Origin of the sequence: Methanococcoides methylutens (assembly GCF_000765475.1) — an archaeon.
GTDB lineage: Archaea > Halobacteriota > Methanosarcinia > Methanosarcinales > Methanosarcinaceae > Methanococcoides > Methanococcoides methylutens.
In genome coordinates, this window is the sequence record NZ_JRHO01000009.1 from 62,880 (window position 1) to 80,463 (window position 17,584).

21 protein-coding genes are annotated in these 17,584 nt (G+C 44.0%); 19 read left to right on the forward strand and 2 right to left on the reverse strand.

Features of this window, described 5'->3' with window-relative positions; all coding sequences use genetic code 11:
- Positions 1-6 precede the first annotated feature (6 nt).
- From LI82_RS02710 to LI82_RS02785, 17 genes are all read left to right on the forward strand, one after another.
- Complete coding sequence (locus tag LI82_RS02710; RefSeq protein ID WP_236622649.1) at positions 7-1,170, forward strand: COG1470 family protein; 1,164 nt, start codon at positions 7-9, stop codon at positions 1,168-1,170.
- 6 nt (positions 1,171-1,176) lie between these two features.
- Positions 1,177-2,160 (forward strand): ABC transporter ATP-binding protein, encoded by a 984-nt coding sequence (locus LI82_RS02715; RefSeq protein ID WP_048193422.1) that lies wholly within the window; start codon positions 1,177-1,179, stop codon positions 2,158-2,160.
- 279 nt (positions 2,161-2,439) lie between these two features.
- Entirely contained in the window at positions 2,440-2,631 is a 192-nt protein-coding gene (locus tag LI82_RS12865) for a hypothetical protein (RefSeq protein ID WP_135607221.1), read from the forward strand.
- Between the two features lie 75 nt (positions 2,632-2,706).
- The gene (locus tag LI82_RS02720) at positions 2,707-3,546 is read left to right on the forward strand and encodes a hypothetical protein (RefSeq protein ID WP_048193423.1); all 840 of its coding nucleotides are present in this window, start codon (positions 2,707-2,709) and stop codon (positions 3,544-3,546) included.
- Positions 3,547-3,873: 327 nt separating this feature from the next.
- Positions 3,874-4,716: a hypothetical protein gene (locus LI82_RS02725; RefSeq protein WP_135607222.1), complete on the forward strand. Its 843-nt coding sequence runs from the start codon at positions 3,874-3,876 to the stop codon at positions 4,714-4,716.
- A gap of 2 nt (positions 4,717-4,718) precedes the next feature.
- Positions 4,719-4,847 carry a hypothetical protein gene (locus LI82_RS13540; RefSeq protein WP_269078506.1) on the forward strand — a complete coding sequence of 43 codons (129 nt, stop codon included), beginning with the start codon at positions 4,719-4,721 and terminating at the stop codon, positions 4,845-4,847.
- A 58-nt stretch (positions 4,848-4,905) separates the two neighbouring features.
- Positions 4,906-5,496 carry a hypothetical protein gene (locus LI82_RS02730; protein WP_052402686.1) on the forward strand — a complete coding sequence of 197 codons (591 nt, stop codon included), beginning with the start codon at positions 4,906-4,908 and terminating at the stop codon, positions 5,494-5,496.
- Between the two features lie 169 nt (positions 5,497-5,665).
- Entirely contained in the window at positions 5,666-6,229 is a 564-nt protein-coding gene (locus LI82_RS02735; RefSeq protein ID WP_048193425.1) for a hypothetical protein, read from the forward strand.
- Between the two features lie 532 nt (positions 6,230-6,761).
- Complete coding sequence (locus tag LI82_RS02745) at positions 6,762-6,947, forward strand: hypothetical protein (RefSeq protein ID WP_048193427.1); 186 nt, start codon at positions 6,762-6,764, stop codon at positions 6,945-6,947.
- A gap of 21 nt (positions 6,948-6,968) precedes the next feature.
- Positions 6,969-7,151, forward strand: a complete 183-nt coding sequence (locus LI82_RS02750; protein WP_048193428.1) for a hypothetical protein — start codon at positions 6,969-6,971, stop codon at positions 7,149-7,151.
- A 60-nt stretch (positions 7,152-7,211) separates the two neighbouring features.
- Complete coding sequence (locus tag LI82_RS02755; protein WP_048193429.1) at positions 7,212-8,093, forward strand: methylenetetrahydrofolate reductase; 882 nt, start codon at positions 7,212-7,214, stop codon at positions 8,091-8,093.
- A 32-nt stretch (positions 8,094-8,125) separates the two neighbouring features.
- Entirely contained in the window at positions 8,126-9,373 is a 1,248-nt protein-coding gene (gene thiC, locus LI82_RS02760) for a phosphomethylpyrimidine synthase ThiC (RefSeq protein WP_048193430.1), read from the forward strand.
- 1 nt (position 9,374) lies between these two features.
- Positions 9,375-10,151: a coenzyme F420-0:L-glutamate ligase gene (cofE, locus tag LI82_RS02765; RefSeq protein ID WP_236622650.1), complete on the forward strand. Its 777-nt coding sequence runs from the start codon at positions 9,375-9,377 to the stop codon at positions 10,149-10,151.
- A gap of 151 nt (positions 10,152-10,302) precedes the next feature.
- Entirely contained in the window at positions 10,303-10,572 is a 270-nt protein-coding gene (locus LI82_RS02770; RefSeq protein WP_048193431.1) for a thioredoxin family protein, read from the forward strand.
- Positions 10,573-10,709: 137 nt separating this feature from the next.
- The gene (locus tag LI82_RS02775; RefSeq protein ID WP_048193820.1) at positions 10,710-11,705 is read left to right on the forward strand and encodes an MBL fold metallo-hydrolase; all 996 of its coding nucleotides are present in this window, start codon (positions 10,710-10,712) and stop codon (positions 11,703-11,705) included.
- Positions 11,706-11,815: 110 nt separating this feature from the next.
- Positions 11,816-12,205 carry an EMC6-like membrane protein gene (locus LI82_RS02780; protein WP_081955712.1) on the forward strand — a complete coding sequence of 130 codons (390 nt, stop codon included), beginning with the start codon at positions 11,816-11,818 and terminating at the stop codon, positions 12,203-12,205.
- Between the two features lie 114 nt (positions 12,206-12,319).
- Positions 12,320-14,086, forward strand: coding sequence for a ribosome biogenesis/translation initiation ATPase RLI (locus tag LI82_RS02785; RefSeq protein ID WP_048193433.1), 1,767 nt, complete (start codon positions 12,320-12,322; stop codon positions 14,084-14,086).
- A 58-nt stretch (positions 14,087-14,144) separates the two neighbouring features.
- Here LI82_RS02785 and LI82_RS02790 read toward each other — a convergent pair whose 3' ends face one another.
- Together LI82_RS02790 and LI82_RS02795 are read right to left on the reverse strand one after the other, a co-directional pair.
- The gene (locus tag LI82_RS02790; RefSeq protein ID WP_236622651.1) at positions 14,145-14,429 is read right to left on the reverse strand and encodes a hypothetical protein; all 285 of its coding nucleotides are present in this window, start codon (positions 14,427-14,429) and stop codon (positions 14,145-14,147) included.
- A gap of 96 nt (positions 14,430-14,525) precedes the next feature.
- The gene (locus LI82_RS02795) at positions 14,526-16,298 is read right to left on the reverse strand and encodes a COG1361 family protein (protein ID WP_160174930.1); all 1,773 of its coding nucleotides are present in this window, start codon (positions 16,296-16,298) and stop codon (positions 14,526-14,528) included.
- A 128-nt stretch (positions 16,299-16,426) separates the two neighbouring features.
- Between LI82_RS02795 and hisF the strand changes: the two genes are divergently transcribed.
- Positions 16,427-17,248, forward strand: coding sequence for an imidazole glycerol phosphate synthase subunit HisF (gene hisF / locus LI82_RS02800; protein WP_048193436.1), 822 nt, complete (start codon positions 16,427-16,429; stop codon positions 17,246-17,248).
- Positions 17,249-17,286: 38 nt separating this feature from the next.
- Positions 17,287-17,574 (forward strand): MazG nucleotide pyrophosphohydrolase domain-containing protein, encoded by a 288-nt coding sequence (locus LI82_RS02805; RefSeq protein WP_048193437.1) that lies wholly within the window; start codon positions 17,287-17,289, stop codon positions 17,572-17,574.
- The last annotated feature ends 10 nt before the right edge of the window (positions 17,575-17,584 follow it).

Consider the following 17,584-nt stretch of genomic DNA (forward strand, 5'->3'; position numbering starts at 1 on the left):
GTCCTCATGTTCATCATTTTACTGACAGTCCCCACTGCAAGTGCGGACTGGTCTTCAATTGCGGTAATGACAGGCATAACGGGCAAGGTTGTCCTGCCCGGGGATACAGTTGAATTTCCGATTACAATTGAGAAGGGACACAACAATAGCGATGAAGCCTGGTGTTCTCTTTCCATCAAGGACAAAAACGATGGCTGGAGTGCAGGTTTCTATGATGACGGTGACCAGATTAGCTGTTTGACTTTCCCGGAGAACAAAAACAGTCCCGAAGAGGTCATACTGAGGGTCAGGCCGCCGATAGACACTCCAAATGGTGCATATGCCATATGGGCGGATTTCAAGCCGGATGATGGTGATACCATATCACATGAATTTGTGGTCAACGTTGACAATGAGGCCATCCTGGACCTTGATATTTACTCGGACGTACCGGGTCTGGAGACCAGGCCAAATGATCCTGTGGAATTCTATGTAACGCTGGAGAATGATTATGATCATCGTGTGACTGCCAACATTAACGTTGTTGAGAAACCTGATGAATGGGATGTTGAATTTCTGGAAGAAGACAATGGTAAGTACAGGATCACAAAAACAAGTATAGCAGCGAATGAGGAACAGACTTTCATTGTCAAGGTCCGTCCCTGCCTGAATGCAACAGATGGGACTTATCCCATTGTTCTGAATGCAGTTCTGGAAAACAGCCGGCTTGGAGTTTCCCAGCAACTTGATCTCACTATCAACAGGGGAATAGAAGAGGACAAAATGCTAAGCATATTCCCGGGCACAAAAAGCATTGAGCTAAATCCCGGCTCCTCCGAAGAGGTCGTGGTAAATCTGCGGAATATGGGAGATAGGACCCTTAATAACGTCGAGTTAAAAGTGCAGGATGTTTCCGGGGTTACCACCTCGGTAAGAAGTTTTGGAGCCATAGATGAGCTGGAGCCGGGCGAGTCCCGGGGGATACCGGTTGAAATTAAAGCGCGAGCAGATGCCAGTCCTGACACAAAAGAGATACTGATGCGTGGTGTAAGCGATGAGGCGGAAAGTGAAGATGAACGGGTGGAAGTCTCTGTGATTAAATCAAACAGTAGTGGCTTTATTGGTATCGGAATGGTAATTGCAGCCCTGCTTTTGCTGATCTTTATTGTTTCAAAATTTGGGAGGAGGTAAGTACATATGGAAAATTTAAAGGATATATCCGATACCGGTCAAATTGGTACTGAAAATATAATAGATATTCAGGGGCTAACCAAGTGTTTTGGAAAGCAAAAAGAGATCGTGGCAGTGGATTCACTTACACTAAATGTTAAAAAAGGCGAGGTTTTTGGTTTTGTAGGCCCAAATGGTGCAGGCAAGACAACAACCATGAAGATGCTGATAGGCCTGCTGGAACCCACAAGCGGTACCGGCAGGGTTGGGGGGTTTGACATTGTCAGGGAAATTATCAATATCCGTGAAGTCACGGGTGTACTTCCGGAACCTGCCGGCTTTTATGATAATCTCACTGCCAGGCAGAATCTGAGGTTTTATGCAAAGTTGTATGATATTAAAGAAGATGTCAGGGAAAAACGAATAGTTGAACTGCTGGAGATGGTGGGACTTAACGGTGCCATAGACCAGAAAACAGGTGGCTTCTCAACAGGTATGCGTAAACGTTTCGGACTTGCCCAGGCCCTGATCAATGATCCGGATATCCTGTTTCTGGATGAACCGACCAGTGGTATCGATCCAAAGGGTGCACAGATGATGCGTGACCTGATAAAACAGCTTAGCAGGGAAAAGAATGTGACCATTTTCTTAAGTTCCCATGCAATGTCAGAGGTGGAAGAGATCTGCAACAGGATAGCAGTGATAGAGAAGGGAAACTTATTGGCAGTGGGATCTGTGGAAGAACTCCGGGATATGGTCAGGGAAAAGGAAGGAGTACAATACATACTTGAAATTTCGAATATCCCTCTTCAGGATGTTGCTGGTAAATTAAGTGATATCGATGGTGTCCATGAAACATATGCTAGGAATGGTATGTTATATGTGCATGCGGATGCGGGGATGCGTGCTGAAATTGCAAATAATGTCAAACTGATGGACGGGACAGTGTCCAGATTTGAGGAAGACAGGATGGATCTGCAGAAGGTATTCCTGAAACTGATCAAGTCCTGAATGCCAATTCTATGAACATTTCATCTGAAATCCTCTGGTGATTTTAAGTTCATGATGGCAATCTTGAATTGCTTGTTGGTGGCTCAGTTTCACTTCGATGAAATGGACAGAGAACATTTATAATGTAGCGGATATCAGGACTAACAAACATCGTAAATATATAAGTTGGTTCAGTCAGTTTTGAAGGAATAACTGAAGCCCCTACATGGAGGGTTCTATATCGATTATATCCTGGAAGAAGAATTATGGCGTTCAATAGCAGTGCTCCCTTTATCCTTTTTGGGAATTTGTGTACTCGATGAAGGCGGACTTATTTCAATAAGCGCTTTATCAATTTTCATTCTGGCTTTCTTTGTTACGTTTGTCCACGTTTCATTCATGGTCTGGTACAGGAGAAAAGAAGGGCTGGCATTCTCTAATATTACGGTGATACTGGACCATCTGTTAAGTTCAAGATCAAACGACAAGTGAATTAAAATCCGGTTTAAGGTCAATCTGATCTTGCTTTTAGAAAGAATGTTTGGATAAACTTCAGGTTTTGATCAAATGTATGAGGTATCTTCTAAAAAATTAATAATCATATCAATAAGCTTGATCCTGATCTTCAGTCTGATATCAGCTTTAGTAACTTTACCTGCGGAACCTTATCACTCAACTAATGAGTTCAGGTTTTCAGAACTATTTAACACTTCTTTCCATAAATTTCCGGTTCCTTTGAGTAGTTACTCTGTTTCAAGCGGTTATATCGATTCAGTCATTGATTCCACATCCATTCATATTGATCCTCAAAATGTGATCGGTTTAAGCCATTTTGGAGCAGCAAATATTATACTTATTGAATCTGGGGGAAATATTACTGAAATAATAGCTGATGACAGAGCCAATGTTCTGGAAATAAATACCCTTGCGATGAAATCACTTGGATCAAGAGAATTTTCGGCTACCGGAAAGCTAATGGAGAGCACAGTAATAGAATTATATGAACTTGAAATTCCCCTTCCCGATCCAGATAATTCTTCCTCTCTCACTGTAAGTGCCCTTAAGATATCCCATGAAAGCTGGGAAGACCAGATTGGTTGCAAAGGGGACAAGAATAAAGATGTTCACATTGAAGGACTGTTTTTCATTGATAGTTCTGACAATGTGCTTGTTACGGGAAATTCAGATGTACTTACAAATTGCATCCTGTTGTCGGTTACTGAAAATAAAGATCACTCACAAAGTGGCAAGATTTTTGGAGAATTTTATAATTCAGTTAAGTGGAAAAGTAAAGGTATGTTCATAAGTTCTGAATCAGGAAGGGAACTACATATTGTAGTTGATAAATTTATCACCATCAAAACCTGGGTTGCAGAAGACTCATGGATAAGCCTGAATCCATTCTGAATTGCACATCTTATGGACATGTTAATTCTGTTCTTAGGATACCCTATCCTTGTTTAAGCATGCTTTTTTGGCTAACTAAAATTGAAAAGAATGTAATAATTTGGGATTAACACAAAAGCACCAATAAAGAACAATTTGATGAAATGGATATAAAATATTTATATTGCTTGGTACCTAGAACAGAATACGACATTGCAAAGACGTTGTGATATTTGGCAATCTTGACGGGACAACCAATCCAAATACCGGAGTATTCTCTCAGGTTTTACTTTTTACTCCTATGGGTACGTCTTTGTTTTCGGATCAATGGGTTCAAGAGGATATTGCATGAAACTAAAGCTATTTCTGGGATTACTATTAGTGATCGGCATGATCGGGTCCGGGTTGGCAATTGAAGGAAATGCAGAACAAAGCAATGATTCTGTTGAAGGGCAGTTGCCAGGAAGTGTCCTGACACCGGATGAAGTAATGGAAATTTTTGGCAATACTACATGGGATTATCAACTACCCGATGAAGCACAGGATGATGGGATTGTGCGTTTACATGAAGGCACAAAATATGTGTATATGGTACGTAATTTTTCAGACCCGATCTCGCTAACAGAACTAAATGAAGCAAGAAATGATGTTATCAATGGCTATTATGTGAATACTTCGGAGAAAGGAGCTTCATATAGTTCTATAATGTATTCGGTACCTCAGATTCCGGAAGGTGGGCACATTGTAGCGTACTGTTTTAGAATTAATGATGAAGGGATAACAAGTGACTATGTGGGAATTGCGGGCGATGAAAGGTCCGTATCAAGGATCCACGAAAAGGCAGAAACATGGTACAACAATGAAGTTCTGGGGCTGGAAAATGCAGAAGCAAATACAATTGCTGACGATGAACTCATTTCCAATAGCTCAGGCCAGTTTTCATCTGAAAGTTACACAATGTCCGAGGATAAGCTCGAGATTGCAAATAAGTTGTATGGTACTGATATTACATATGGTGAATACATAAAACAGGTGTTTCCTGAAGCATACAAGGAATCTCCATCACCTTCTGAAGAAAAACTCTATAATATGGATATGCTATGGCCGAAATCTCCCCGGGGAATCAAATTAGTTATCTGTGTTCTTGTTTTGGCGTTTTTCATGGTAAAAATACTGGAAAAACTGGATTGATTATGATGAGTAACAGGGCTAAACAGGGAAAATACAATGAATTTAAGGCAAAAATGGGTGGGATTGTAAAGTTTAGGGTTTCAAGGGTTGGAGCCTATAAAAATGAAAGAATACTGGTATCCTCCGGTTGAAAGAAAGCAAACTTGGATGTGTTTTATAGTGACTTGAAAGACAAGGAAGTGCTAGAAAATGAATAAGCTAATTGGCGTGGTAATTGCGATAATGTTGGTAATGTGTCTTACATCATCTGCAAGCGCAGCAGTTAGTGAGAATGAGACTTTTGTTGAGGATGCTGCCCAACTAAGACTTGAAGAAACCAGGGAGAGATTGGGGGAAGATGCTGTTCAGGAAATGGAAGATTATCTTGAGTTGCAAAAGAACTTGCCTGCTGTGGTAAGAGCTATGCCGGGAGGTGGTAGTGCCTTAGCTTATGCTGGAACGAATAATGATAGCAGGGTTGTCTATCTAAACTATATTGATGGCATGGATCTTTCTGATGAGGAGAAGGTAGAGTATAAGAACAAACTTATTGATGTCTGGGATCGATATCCAGATGATATAATGGTTACTGATTATGCTTTCATGGCAAAGATGGCTGGTTTGATGGAAGAGGAAGCTAAGAAAGTTAGGAATGAAGCCCATTTCGACGAAGATGGAAATCTTGTGATCATAGGCAATGAAACAACACAAGAAGAAACCGATACAAACAAGCAAACTCCAGGCTTTACCTCAATAATGCTCATTATCGGGCTGTTGTTATCGGCAAGGAATGGAAAGTAAAGGTTTGTTCATAAGTTCTGAATCAAGAAGGGAATCACATATTTTTTTTGATAACATTTTCACCATTACAACCTGGGTTACAGAAGATTCATGGCTCAGCTTGGGCCAATTTTGAATTTAAAAAATTGGCTTTATTTCTGGAGTAAAGTGAATAAAAGAGGCAAATAATATGAAATTAAAACTATTTTTAGCACTGTTAGTTGTGGTCGGCATGATGGGCCCCACATTGGCTGCAGGTGATGATGCAGAACAAAGCAATGAGTCTGTTGAAGAGCAGTTGCCAGGAAGAGTCCTGACACCGGACGAAGTAATGGTAGTTTTTGGCAACAGCACATGGGTACTTCCTGATGATATGCTTGCTGAATTTGAAAGAGAAACTCCAGAATCAATTGAAAGAAAAAAGGCACTTGAAGAAAAAATACAGAAAAATATGATTAAAAAGCCACTAACACCTGAGGAAATTGCTGACATAAATGCGAATGCTCCTGAAGGAATGTTCTTGGTTAGTGGAATTGAAGATGTTTCTATGAATGGGGCATCATCAGGAAATACGGAAATTGAAAATGCAAGAGTTAAAGGCGATGCAATCATCATAAGTTGGGCAATATCTACCCATTCGTTGAATTCAAATTTGACTAACAATTCTGCAACGGCATTCGTACCTAATGTACTAGAGGTTTTACGTGAGACTGGAATCAGGATTGGAATGCAGGTGCAGACTACCAGATCCTAATTATATTTACAAAATACAACTAACTTCCGTTTATTTTTAGAGGCAATGGCATGATACAAACGAAGGTTCGAATCACCATTTTTCTCATTCAAGCGCCTTATATGTTTGATGATGTGGTCAGTAAATATTTATACTGTGTACCACTTATTACAAATTCAGTTTACAATATTGAATTAATTCGAAATGTATCTAAGTTGGAGCAAATATGATAAAAGAAGTTCAGGAGTTAGGAATCCATATCGCAAAATATATTTCTTGCACTTATGCAAGTCTGTTATTTGGCTTGCTATCACTTGTTACAATTTTATACTATTATGTGGAGCACTCTTATCCAAATAAATATGACATGTCCTTTATGCTTACGGGACAGATCTTTGGTAGTGTCCTTTTTGGGTTGGTAATAATTGTTTTGATAGCTGTTATGATTTTATTCTTCAGAAAATCTCTTAAGTTTCTTAAATTCTAACCATTTAATATGGTCCAAAAGATAGGACACATCATCATCTAACCTATAATTTTATTCGGTGATAGCATGAAAAGAAACAAAGTAATAGCATCGCTAATTCAAGTCTCTCTTTTTTTTGTAGGAATATATGTGGTGCCCCGCTATGTACTGGACGATTTTGCCGGATCGTTAGTTGTTTCAAGTTTTGCTTTTCTTTGTGGAGCACTTTATGAGTATGCAGGAATTTTTCGGAGAACGGGTAAAATACAATGAATTAAACACATGGAGAATTATATGGATCTGAAAACAATGAACACTCTGTCACGTATTTTTGCTATCACCGCACTTGTTGCAGCGTTCTATAACGCTTACCTCACATGGGTAAAAGATGGGTTTAGTCCTCTCCTGTTGTGGACAACTTTAATCCTTGTTTTTCTCTCCTCGATCATCCGGGAATTTGTCAAAAGGAAAAGTTGAACCTGACCATCCCCACCATCGCGATGCATTTAAAAACCAGACCTACATATTTACCCCACGATGCTATCAACTTTCAACGATGCGCTCAATTCAGACCGCTTCATTGTGACCGCAGAGGTGGCACCTCCGAAGGGCATCGATATCTCGGCGGTACTTGAGGATGCAGACCTTATCAGGGGATGGGTGGATGCTATCAATATCACGGACAACCAGCGTGCGGTAATGCGCATGAGCCCGGTAGCCGTGGGCAAATTACTGATGGATGCCGGTCTTGAGGTGGTAGTACAGTTCACCTGCCGTGATCGGAACCGTCTGGCATTGCAGTCCGATATCCTGGCGGCATCGGCCCTTGGTATCAGTAATCTCTGTGTGATGACCGGGGATTATCCCACCAAAGGCGACCATGCGGGTGCAAAGCCGGTGTATGACCTTGATTCTGTCCAGCTTCTCTCAGTTATCACCAAAATGATGGGTGGGCATGACATGGCAGGCAATGAGCTTGCAGGTGCTCCGTCTTTTACTGTAGGTGCGGTCTCCAACACGGATGCAGCACGCAGGATGCAGATGATAAAACTTCAGAAGAAGGTCGATGCAGGTGCACAGTTCATACAGACACAGGCGGTCTATGATGTGGAAGTTTTTGGCGAGTTCATGGATTCGTTCTCTCATCCGGATGTGCCGGTAATAGCAGGGATCATCCCGCTGCGTTCAGCAGGAATGGCACGTTTCATGAATGCTAATATTCCCGGAATAAGGGTTGGTGATGAGATGATATCCCGCATGGAAGATGCTGAGGACCCTGTTCAGGAAGGGCTTGAGATCGCTGCAGAGAGCATCCGGGAGTTGCGTAAGATGTGTAGGGGTGTCCATCTGATGCCTATTGGTGGCAATTCCAATACATCCAAATTGCTTGAAATGGCAGGAATTTCCGCTTTACAATAATTTATAAAAACGACATTTAAGAGTAGAATAACATGAGATCCACACAGGTAGAATACGCAAAGAACGGCACGCTGACTCCGGAAATGGAACATGTGGCCAAAGTTGAGTCCATTGATGAGGAAACTGTACTGGCACGGGTTGCTGATGGAAGTCTTGTTGTGATGGTTCGCGAAGGCTGTCCGCCTGTTGCGATCGGAAAAGGGGCGACCACGAAGATCAACGTTAATCTCGGAACATCTTCAGCAAGCATTGATCCCGAAGCAGAGCTGGAAAAAGTAAAGATCGCAGAGAAATACGGTGCAGACACTATCACAGATCTCTCAATGGGCGGCGATATCTCTGCCATCAGGAAGATGGTATTTGACAACACAACTCTGCCAATTACCACTGTCCCTGTCTACCAGGCAGTGGTTGAATGCGGTATGAAGGAAGCTACCGGCGATGACATGATCTCCTATCTCAGGAAGCAGGTGGATGAAGGTGTAAGTTCTGTCGTTCTTCACTCTGTGGAAAAGCAGATGCTTGAGAAATTGAAAGGCACAGGGCGTATAATGGGAATGGTCTCAAAGGGCGGTTCCTTTACCAGCGTGCTTATGCTCAAGGAAAACTGCGAGAACCCGTATCTTGAGAACTTCGATGAGGTTCTTTCAATACTGAAAAAGAACGATGTTGTTCTCTCCCTGGGGAACACCATGCGAAGTGGCTGTGTCCATGACCTTTGCGACAGTCCTCAGATGATGGAGATCAAGACGAACGCAAAGCTTGCAAAACAGGCAAATGAAGCAGGTGTGCAGGTAATAATCGAAGGCATGGGAGGCCATGTGCAGGCAAATGACATTCCTGAGCACATCAAAGCGCACCGTTCACTTTCTGAATTCCCGCTTTTCGTGGCAGGTCCGCTGCCAACGGATGTCGGTATGGGGTATGACCACATCTCCGGTGCCGTGGGTGCAAGTATCGCCAGCGGCAACGGTGCAGATTATCTTTGCTACATCACTCCTGCTGAACATCTTTCTCTTCCAACACCTGAACAGGTCAGGGAAGGGCTCATTGCTTTCAGAATCGCAGCGCACATTGGCGATTCAATGAAATACGGTCTGGACGAGAGGGACAAGCTCCTTGCTGACAGGCGTGCGAAGTTCGACTGGGACGGGCAGATGGAGCTTGCACTTGACCCTGATAAGCCAAAGGGAATGTGCCCGCAGACAGGTCCCTGTTCCATGTGCGGTGAATACTGCGCTATCAAGATAATGTCCGATTATTTATCCGGCGGTGTATGAATTGAGCTTTGACCTTCCTTCTATGCAGATCATTGGTGTACGCACTCCCCTGATCAAGCCCGGCGATGACATTGTGAATATGCTATGTGGATCACTCAACGAAAATGAGATCTTCCTGCGAGACGGGGATGTACTGGTGCTTGCAGAGTCTGCGGTAGCCACAGCGGAAGGAAGGATGGTGGACCTTTCCACGGTCATTCCCAGCAAAGAGGCAGAAGAACTTGCAGGCAAGTACTGTGTTGATTCCCGGGAAATGGAACTTGTTCTGTGTGAATGCGATGATATCATCGGCGGTGTTCCGGGAGCAGCCCTTACCATCACAAAGGGAACCCTCTCCCCGAATGCCGGCATCGACGGCTCCAACGCACCTGAGGGACATGTTGTGCTCCTGCCTGAGAACGCACAGAAAAGCGCAGCTAAGATCCGTGCCGGTATGGAGGAATTCTGCTGCTGTCATCTCGGAGTGATAATCGGGGACAGCCGTACACAGCCCCTGCGCCTTGGGTGCGTGGGTATGGCACTGGGCACATCAGGTATCGTTCCTGTGGAAGATGCAAGAGGTTCAAAGGACCTGTTCGGAAAACCCCTTAACATCACACGCAAGGCGGTCGCAGATAATCTGGTATCTGCTGCCCAGCTGTTGATGGGTGAAGCAGATGAATGTATTCCGTGCGTCCTGATACGTGGTGCACCTGTGAAGATGGTCAAGGGTTCTCAGGAAATGCCAATTTTCACTCCTGAGGAGTGTATGTATTACAGCAATATAAAGCAGAAATAAGTCGCTTGGTATTAAATCTTTCATATGGGGCATTAATTAATATTCTCTTTATTTGTTGCCGTAGACCAAAATTATTTATAGAATAACAACATGGTTTTGTGTGAAGCATACAATACCCTTTTTACTTTTACAAAACCAAAGGTGATTATCAATGAGCAATGTAGTAGTATTGGACTTTACCGCAACATGGTGCGGACCTTGCCAGATGCAGAAACCGATCCTTGAAGAGCTCGAAGGCGAGATGGGCGACAAGGTAGAATTCAAGATGGTGGATGTTGATCAGAACAATGCCCTTGCAGGCAAATACGGTATCAGTGCAGTTCCAACTCTTATCATTGAGAAGGATGGTGCTGAGGTCAAGCGTTTCACCGGTGTGACAAGCGCTGATGTACTTCGCTCAGAGCTTAACCAGCTCATCTGAGCTTTTCCTTTTCTTTCATTATTTCCTCCCCCCATTTCCTTTATTTTTATTCTTTTCAAGTTCTTCATTCTGACAACATGTAAATACCTTGATACATATCCCGTAAACTGAGGTATCACTTGGACAGGCTGATAGATATGGGTGTTCTGGCATGTCGCCAGAAGAATTCGCGAGGAACTTTTAAGCCCCATCTTGCCGTAAGTTTCCGGTCAGAAGATGGGAAGGTTTGCACTTTTTCAGTTGATTCCACACGTGTCCCGAAAAAACAACCTCAACCGGATGCTTATCTTATAACTCATGCTCATTCTGATCATCACGGGAAATCTGCCATGCTCTCTGAGCTTTCGGTCTGTGCCGATAAGACCGCCGTAGCGCTTGAGATCCGGCATGATCGTAAGTTCAAAGGCAGGACAGTTGACATGTGCGGATCCATAGAGGTCAATGGTACAACTGTCCGGACATATCCCACAGGCCATACTGCAGGAGCGGTTGCATTTTACTGGGAAAATGATGTCGGAACGCGGATACTTGTCACAGGAGATGTGAAAGATCCTTCCGCATTGCCCAAATGCGACCTGTTGATAACCGAAGCAAATTATGGTGACCATGATGATCCATCATGTCATTTTGAGGATGATCTGGAGGGCTTCAGGAGTGCTCTGGATTCCAGTCCACAGGTTGCCTTTGGAGCATATGCTTTTGGCAAGGCACAGCGTGCGGTGGAGCTTTTGCGTGAGATAGGGCATGATGGTCCTATTGCCATGGAAGAAAAATCACTAATTCTTTCAAACAGGCTTCTGGATGAACCCGGAGAGCTTGTGGGATTGGGCGAGTTTGATGAGGATGTTGTTTGCATCGTCCCTCCGTGGGATCTGGGGAAGCTACCTCGTAGCATGGCTAAATATGTGATGACGGGCAGGCAGGACTATTATTACCCCTCCCTCCAGATAAGTGACCATCTTGACGCGAACGGTCTTGTGGATATGGTCGAGAAGGTCGATCCCGAAATGACATTGGTGTACCATCCGGGCGGGGATCGCCCCGGAAAGTTTGCTTCTTACCTGAACAGTATTGGAAGGGGAGCTGTTTGCCTTGAGGATGTTGATAATATCCTTGGCAACGAAAACCTCTAATTTTGTGAAATTTATAAGTTGTTATGATTTTTGTGGTTCAGGAATAAACGTTTATATATGTTCTGATGTTTATAACACCCTATCATATTTATCCCAGGAGAAGAAGCCAATTGAAAAAAGAAAGCAAAAAGAAGTCAGGTGGCACAAAGGATAATGCAGATCAGTCTGACGCTCCTGTCGTCTCAAAGCCTAAGATAATCAAGGAAAAGACACCTGAGGAACGTAAGGCAGCCCATGTAGAGGGTATAGTCAAGACAGCCATCGCTGCATTCATTGGTATGATCGCAGGATTTGGTGCCTTCTACAGGTTCGGTGCAGGCACTGAAACTCCCTGGTATGCGGCATTGGTCATCATTGCTGTACTGGCATATTATGCGCAGCGTGTTATCTATCCTGCTATCAAGATAGACACGAAGGAGTTCGGTCCCAAGGGCTGGTTCTACGTAGAATTCATCGTAATTGACTTCTGTCTTGTGACATGGACGCTGTTGTTGAACTGACACAGCCCATGATCCTGCTTTTTTTGTATTTACACAGTCATTTCAGCTCAGTTCAATTAGTTTGATTAATTTAATTAATTTATACACTTCATTAAATAAATTCAGTGATGTCCCATGCGAATTGCAATATTGAACAAGGATAGATGCCAGCCAAGGCGATGCAGCCACGAATGTGAAAAATACTGTCCGAGGGTCAGGACCGGCGATGAGACCATTGTCTTTGGAGACGACGGCAAGGCCATCATCTCCGAGGAACTCTGTGTAGGTTGCGGTATCTGTATCAACAAATGTCCTTTTGATGCTATTATGATAATCGGTCTGCCTGAAGCATTGACCGAACCGACCCACAGGTATGGTCCCAATGGATTTGCCCTGTATGGACTCCCCACGCCTCAGGTAGGTAGGGTTACCGGTATCCTCGGACCTAACGGTATCGGTAAAAGTACCTCCGTCCAGATACTTTCAGGAGCTGTTGTTCCTAATTTTGGTGGCGATAACAACGACTGGGATAAGGTTCTGGAGCACTATTCCGGGACTGCCATGCATGATTATTTCAAGGATGTCATCGATGGCAAGATCAAGGTATCCCAGAAACCACAGTATGTGGATATGATCCCGAAGGCTTTCAATGGGAAGACCCGTGATCTTCTGGAAGGTACTGATGAGCGTGGTGTACTGGATGAGCTTGTTGAAAGGCTTGATCTCGCTCCTATAATCAACCGCAATATCGGAGACCTCAGTGGTGGTGAACTGCAGAGGGTTGCCATTGCAGCCTGTGCCGCAAGGGATGCTGACTTCTACTTCTTTGATGAGATCAGTCCATATCTGGATATCTATCAGCGTATAAATTCTTCAAAGCTTATACAGGAACTCTCAGCCGAAAAGGCAGTTCTTGTTGTGGAGCACGATCTTGCTATACTGGATATGCTTTCGGATGTTGTTCAGGTAGCCTATGGTGTGCCTGGCGGGTACGGTGTAGTGACCCATCCGAAAGGCGTGCGTGTAGCTATCAATCAGTACCTTAAGGGTTTCCTTCCTGAAGAGAACGTCCGTATCCGTCCGGATGCTATTACTTTCGAGGTTCACCCTCCACGTGTGGAAACAGATATTGCCTCACTTGTGGATTACAGTGCATTCTCCAAGAAATACGGTGATACTTTCTCACTGGAGACAGATGCCGGCTCCCTTAAACAGGGAGAAGTTATCGGTATCGTAGGTCCGAATGGTATTGGTAAATCCACCTTTGTCCAGATTCTTGCAGGGGAGATCGAGCCTGATGAGGGCGAGATGGACATTGATGTTTCCATCTCCTACAAGCCACAGTATATCAAAGGTGAAGACACGATGCAGGTACAGATGTTCCTGAGGAGCATTACCCGCAGGTTCGATACAAGTTACTATCAGGCAGAAGTTGTCAAGCCACTCCAGCTTGAACCTCTCTTCGAGAAAATGCTCAATGATCTCAGTGGCGGTGAGCTGCAGAGGGTAGCCATTGCTGCATGTCTCTCAAGGGATGCTGACCTGTACATCCTTGACGAGCCAAGTGCACACCTTGATGTGGAACAGCGTTCCCTTGCCACAAAGGCCATTAAGAGATTTGCTGAGAACAACGGTAAGACCGCTCTGGTTGTAGACCATGACATCTACATGATCGACATGCTCAGCGAAAGGCTGATCGTATTCGAAGGTGAGCCTGCTGTTTACGGTAAGGCACATCGTCCATCGAGCATGCAGGATGGTATGAACAAGTTCCTTTCAGACCTTAATATTACATTCAGAAGGGATGAGGATACAGCACGTCCAAGGGTGAACAAACAGGGTTCCCGTCTGGACAGGGAACAGAAAGCACAGGGTGAATATTACTACAGGTTGGATGAGTGAAAGCTCATCCTCTTATTTTATTAAGTTTTTATTTGAGTCTTTTATTTTTATTAATTTCTTATTTTATCGGTCTCTTGTTCTTTGAAAGGTACCACGTAAGGAACTCTGTATAGAGTATGATCCCTATGATGGTGGACCAGACGAACAGCAACAGGTGATAGTTGTTGATGGGCACAAGTCCTCCGGCAAGCCTTGCATGTTCATATGCCAGAAATGCGTTTGCTGTTTCAGGTATGGCAACAATGGTGACTAAAGGAAGTAAAAGCAGGGAGATGGCTGCCATTAAAGAAGAGTAGTTGACAAGCAGATAAAGCACAATAGCGGCGAACAGTGCGAATACCAATACTGCTGTACCTATTCCAACAATGTCCGTTCCAGATCCTCCTTTAGTTTCTGATAATTTTTATGTTATGCGCTTACTGCAACCTTTTACAGCTATTCAATGCGACCTGCGTATATAAAAATATGCAATAAGCGGGACTATGGAAAGTATACCTGCTATCGTGGCAAATGCGGATAACAGGAAGCTGGCATGTCCTCCTCTTGAGAGAGGTTCATTATCGTTTTTGATGTTCTCACTTTCCATGTTTATTTCAGCTGGTTCAAGTGAGTAAACATAAAGCTTCTCAACGTTCGATCTGAATGTGCCCTGAATATCATCTTCATCGGTGTAGGAAACCATTGTAGGTGGCAGGTCAATGATGCCTTCTTCCTGTGCAAGCACTTTATAGGTGAGACGTTTTTCATCTCCTGCTTCAAGTGGCCCTTCCCAGCCTTTCTCTCCGCTAATAAATTTGAATCCTGCGGGGATCTCCTCCGTAAAAGAGACTTCAACATCGATCAAGCCGATGTTTGTGATAGTTACTGTTACGTCGACTTCTTCTCCTGTGTAAATATCACTGAGGCTAACATCTTTTTCGACCTCGAGTAATGCTCCTTCAACATCGATGGTCACTGCAGCGCCATCCGATACAACGTCATAAGTTTCCCCTTGCGAGTACCAGCTTGCAACTGCAGGTCCCAGTTCATATGTCCCGGCGACTGTAGGCAATGCCTTGTATCGTATATTCTCTGATCTTCCGGCACCAATGAATACTGTCCAGTCCGCTGATTCAATTCCTATGGGCATGAAAGTTGAAGGTATCGGATCATGTATGTTAACTTCATGTCCAATACTTGCATTGTTGTAGACCACCATCTCGACGATGATCTTTCTTTTAGTTTTGTCCTCTTCTGTTAGAAGATGTGTATCAATTGTTTTTTCAATAGATATGTACGGTTCCACAATGGTTTGTGCTGTGGTGGAATTTTGGTAGTTGTTTCCCTTATAGGCATAACCGTCAACGTTCACATCGATCACTATGTTCTCTTTTTCCGGTGTTTCGGGTAATGTGAGATTGACGGGTATCTTGTGAATTTTCAATGTATCAAGCATTGCAAGCTCGTAGCTTACCGGATCAAGTTGTACGCTGCTGGAAGAGGCTGTGACGGTGATCCCCCTTGCAGGGATCGTTCCTGTGTTCTTCAGGTATATCTCAAAAGAAGCAGGCATGTTCGGGGAATATTGATCTCCAAGGGCGTTGATTTCTATTTTGAAGTCCGGTTCGCCAGGCTGGTATGGCTGTAAATTTATCTCCTTGCTGTCCCTGTCGATGTATCTGACCCTTAACAGTATTTCATCGGAATACTTTTTGTAGGCATTTGTTTCGTACTCATCAACATACGTTTTTCCATCAATTGTAACTTTTATTGTGGCAATGGTATCGCTCACATTGAGCAATTTGATGATGGCATTGTCTACCTGTGTCGTGTCTTCGACTGCGAGCTTCCGGCTCTCAGATGGTATCCAGACAAGTTCGTATTCGTGAAGGTACAGTTCGAGAGTAACCTTTGTTCTGTCAATTGAAAGTGTTCTTACCGTGAGGTCCTTGTCATGGACGAACTCATTATTAAGCGAATCATCTGCAAAGAAGCTCTTTTGGAATTCCCCGTCAACGTATAGAAGTAATGTGGCGGAAAAACCGTCTTCCTCTTCATTGATCTCATGGAGCTTGACGGTGTATTTCTCTGCGGATGCCCTGTCTCCTGTTGCAAGATCAAAGACCCCCTGATGCACCCAGATCTCCTCATACTGGAATTCATCTGCAGCGGAGGATATGCCTGTTAAAAAAAGGACCATCAGGATTGCAAGAGCAATACGCTTTAAATACATTAGCCATTTTTTATGTGGCTCATAGCGTTTAAATATACCGTTCAGAGTGTCGATGGTTGCACGTCCTTTTGAGCATATACTCTCATCCTTCAACAACATTTAATTAGAGGACATTCATTACCTAAACTATGCTTACAAAGAGGATTATACCGTGTCTTGATGTCACCCTTGATTCAGAAGGTGGCACCGTTGTCAAAGGTGTTGAGTTCGTAGATCTCAAAAAAGCAGGTGACCCTGTGGACCTTGCTAAACGCTACAATGAGCAGGGTGCGGATGAACTTGTTTTCCTTGACATTACAGCATCCCATGAAGGCCGCTCAACAATGATAGATGTGATCGAGCGTACTGCTAACGAGGTCTTCATCCCCCTGACAGTCGGTGGAGGGATAAATTCTGTTGAGGATGTCAGGCAGATACTGCGTGCAGGTGCAGATAAGGTATCCATCAACACTTCTGCGGTAAAGAACCCTCAGCTTATCAAAGAGGCTTCCGATATATTTGGGTCCCAGTGCATTGTGACAGCTATCGACTGCAGACGCAATCCGGATGTTGAGAACAATCAGGACAAGACAATTCTCGAGCTTGAGGATGGAACTCCTGTATGGTATGAAGTTGTGATCTATGGTGGTCGCAAACCCACAGGCCTGGATGCTGTCCAATGGGCGAAGAAGGTCGAGGAGCTTGGCTCCGGCGAGATTCTGCTGACAAGTATGGACCGTGACGGCACCTATGATGGTTTTGATATTCCTATCACAAGGAAGCTTTCAGAAGAGCTGGAGATCCCTATCATCGCCTCTGGTGGCGTCGGGAAACCTGAGCACATGTATGGAGGTTTCATTGATGGTAAGGCCGATGCCGGACTTGCTGCAAGTATCTTCCACTTCGGGGAGTTCACTGTGCGTGATGTGAAAGAAGCACTGAAGAAAAAGGACATACCTGTCAGGCTTTGATCGCATTTTATCCTGATAACATTTAAGGAGCTGACAATATGGAGATCTCAGAATTCCAGAAACTGATGTACGATCTGTACGCACACAATGATAAACGTAGAGGAGCTGCTGCCACCACTCTCTGGCTGGTCGAAGAGATCGGGGAACTGGCAGAGGCAGTTCGCAGGGAGGACATGGAAAACCTGAGGGAAGAGCTTGCAGATTGTTTTGCCTGGATAGGCGCTTTGGCAAACCTCTTTGATATCGACCTCGAGGAAGCATTCCTGGAGAAGTATCCGCTTGTCTGTCCTACATGCGGAAAGAACCCATGCATTTGTACTGACTGATCTTTGAGAT

Excerpts from the sequence above, each read along its gene's own strand:
- LI82_RS02710 (WP_236622649.1), top strand. The coding sequence starts at position 7 with ATGTTCATCATTTTACTGACAGTCCCCACTGCAAGTGCGGACTGGTCT.
- LI82_RS02715 (WP_048193422.1), top strand. The coding sequence starts at position 1,177 with ATGGAAAATTTAAAGGATATATCCGATACCGGTCAAATTGGTACTGAA.
- LI82_RS02720 (WP_048193423.1), top strand. The coding sequence starts at position 2,707 with ATGTATGAGGTATCTTCTAAAAAATTAATAATCATATCAATAAGCTTG.
- LI82_RS02725 (WP_135607222.1), top strand. The coding sequence starts at position 3,874 with ATGAAACTAAAGCTATTTCTGGGATTACTATTAGTGATCGGCATGATC.
- LI82_RS13540 (WP_269078506.1), top strand. The coding sequence starts at position 4,719 with ATGATGAGTAACAGGGCTAAACAGGGAAAATACAATGAATTTAAGGCA.
- LI82_RS02730 (WP_052402686.1), top strand. The coding sequence starts at position 4,906 with ATGAATAAGCTAATTGGCGTGGTAATTGCGATAATGTTGGTAATGTGT.
- LI82_RS02735 (WP_048193425.1), top strand. The coding sequence starts at position 5,666 with ATGAAATTAAAACTATTTTTAGCACTGTTAGTTGTGGTCGGCATGATG.
- LI82_RS02745 (WP_048193427.1), top strand. The coding sequence starts at position 6,762 with ATGAAAAGAAACAAAGTAATAGCATCGCTAATTCAAGTCTCTCTTTTT.
- LI82_RS02750 (WP_048193428.1), top strand. The coding sequence starts at position 6,969 with ATGGATCTGAAAACAATGAACACTCTGTCACGTATTTTTGCTATCACC.
- LI82_RS02755 (WP_048193429.1), top strand. The coding sequence starts at position 7,212 with ATGCTATCAACTTTCAACGATGCGCTCAATTCAGACCGCTTCATTGTG.
- thiC (WP_048193430.1), top strand. The coding sequence starts at position 8,126 with ATGAGATCCACACAGGTAGAATACGCAAAGAACGGCACGCTGACTCCG.
- LI82_RS02770 (WP_048193431.1), top strand. The coding sequence starts at position 10,303 with ATGAGCAATGTAGTAGTATTGGACTTTACCGCAACATGGTGCGGACCT.
- LI82_RS02775 (WP_048193820.1), top strand. The coding sequence starts at position 10,710 with ATGGGTGTTCTGGCATGTCGCCAGAAGAATTCGCGAGGAACTTTTAAG.
- LI82_RS02785 (WP_048193433.1), top strand. The coding sequence starts at position 12,320 with ATGCGAATTGCAATATTGAACAAGGATAGATGCCAGCCAAGGCGATGC.
- LI82_RS02795 (WP_160174930.1), bottom strand. The coding sequence starts at position 16,298 with ATGTATTTAAAGCGTATTGCTCTTGCAATCCTGATGGTCCTTTTTTTA.
- hisF (WP_048193436.1), top strand. The coding sequence starts at position 16,427 with ATGCTTACAAAGAGGATTATACCGTGTCTTGATGTCACCCTTGATTCA.
- LI82_RS02805 (WP_048193437.1), top strand. The coding sequence starts at position 17,287 with ATGGAGATCTCAGAATTCCAGAAACTGATGTACGATCTGTACGCACAC.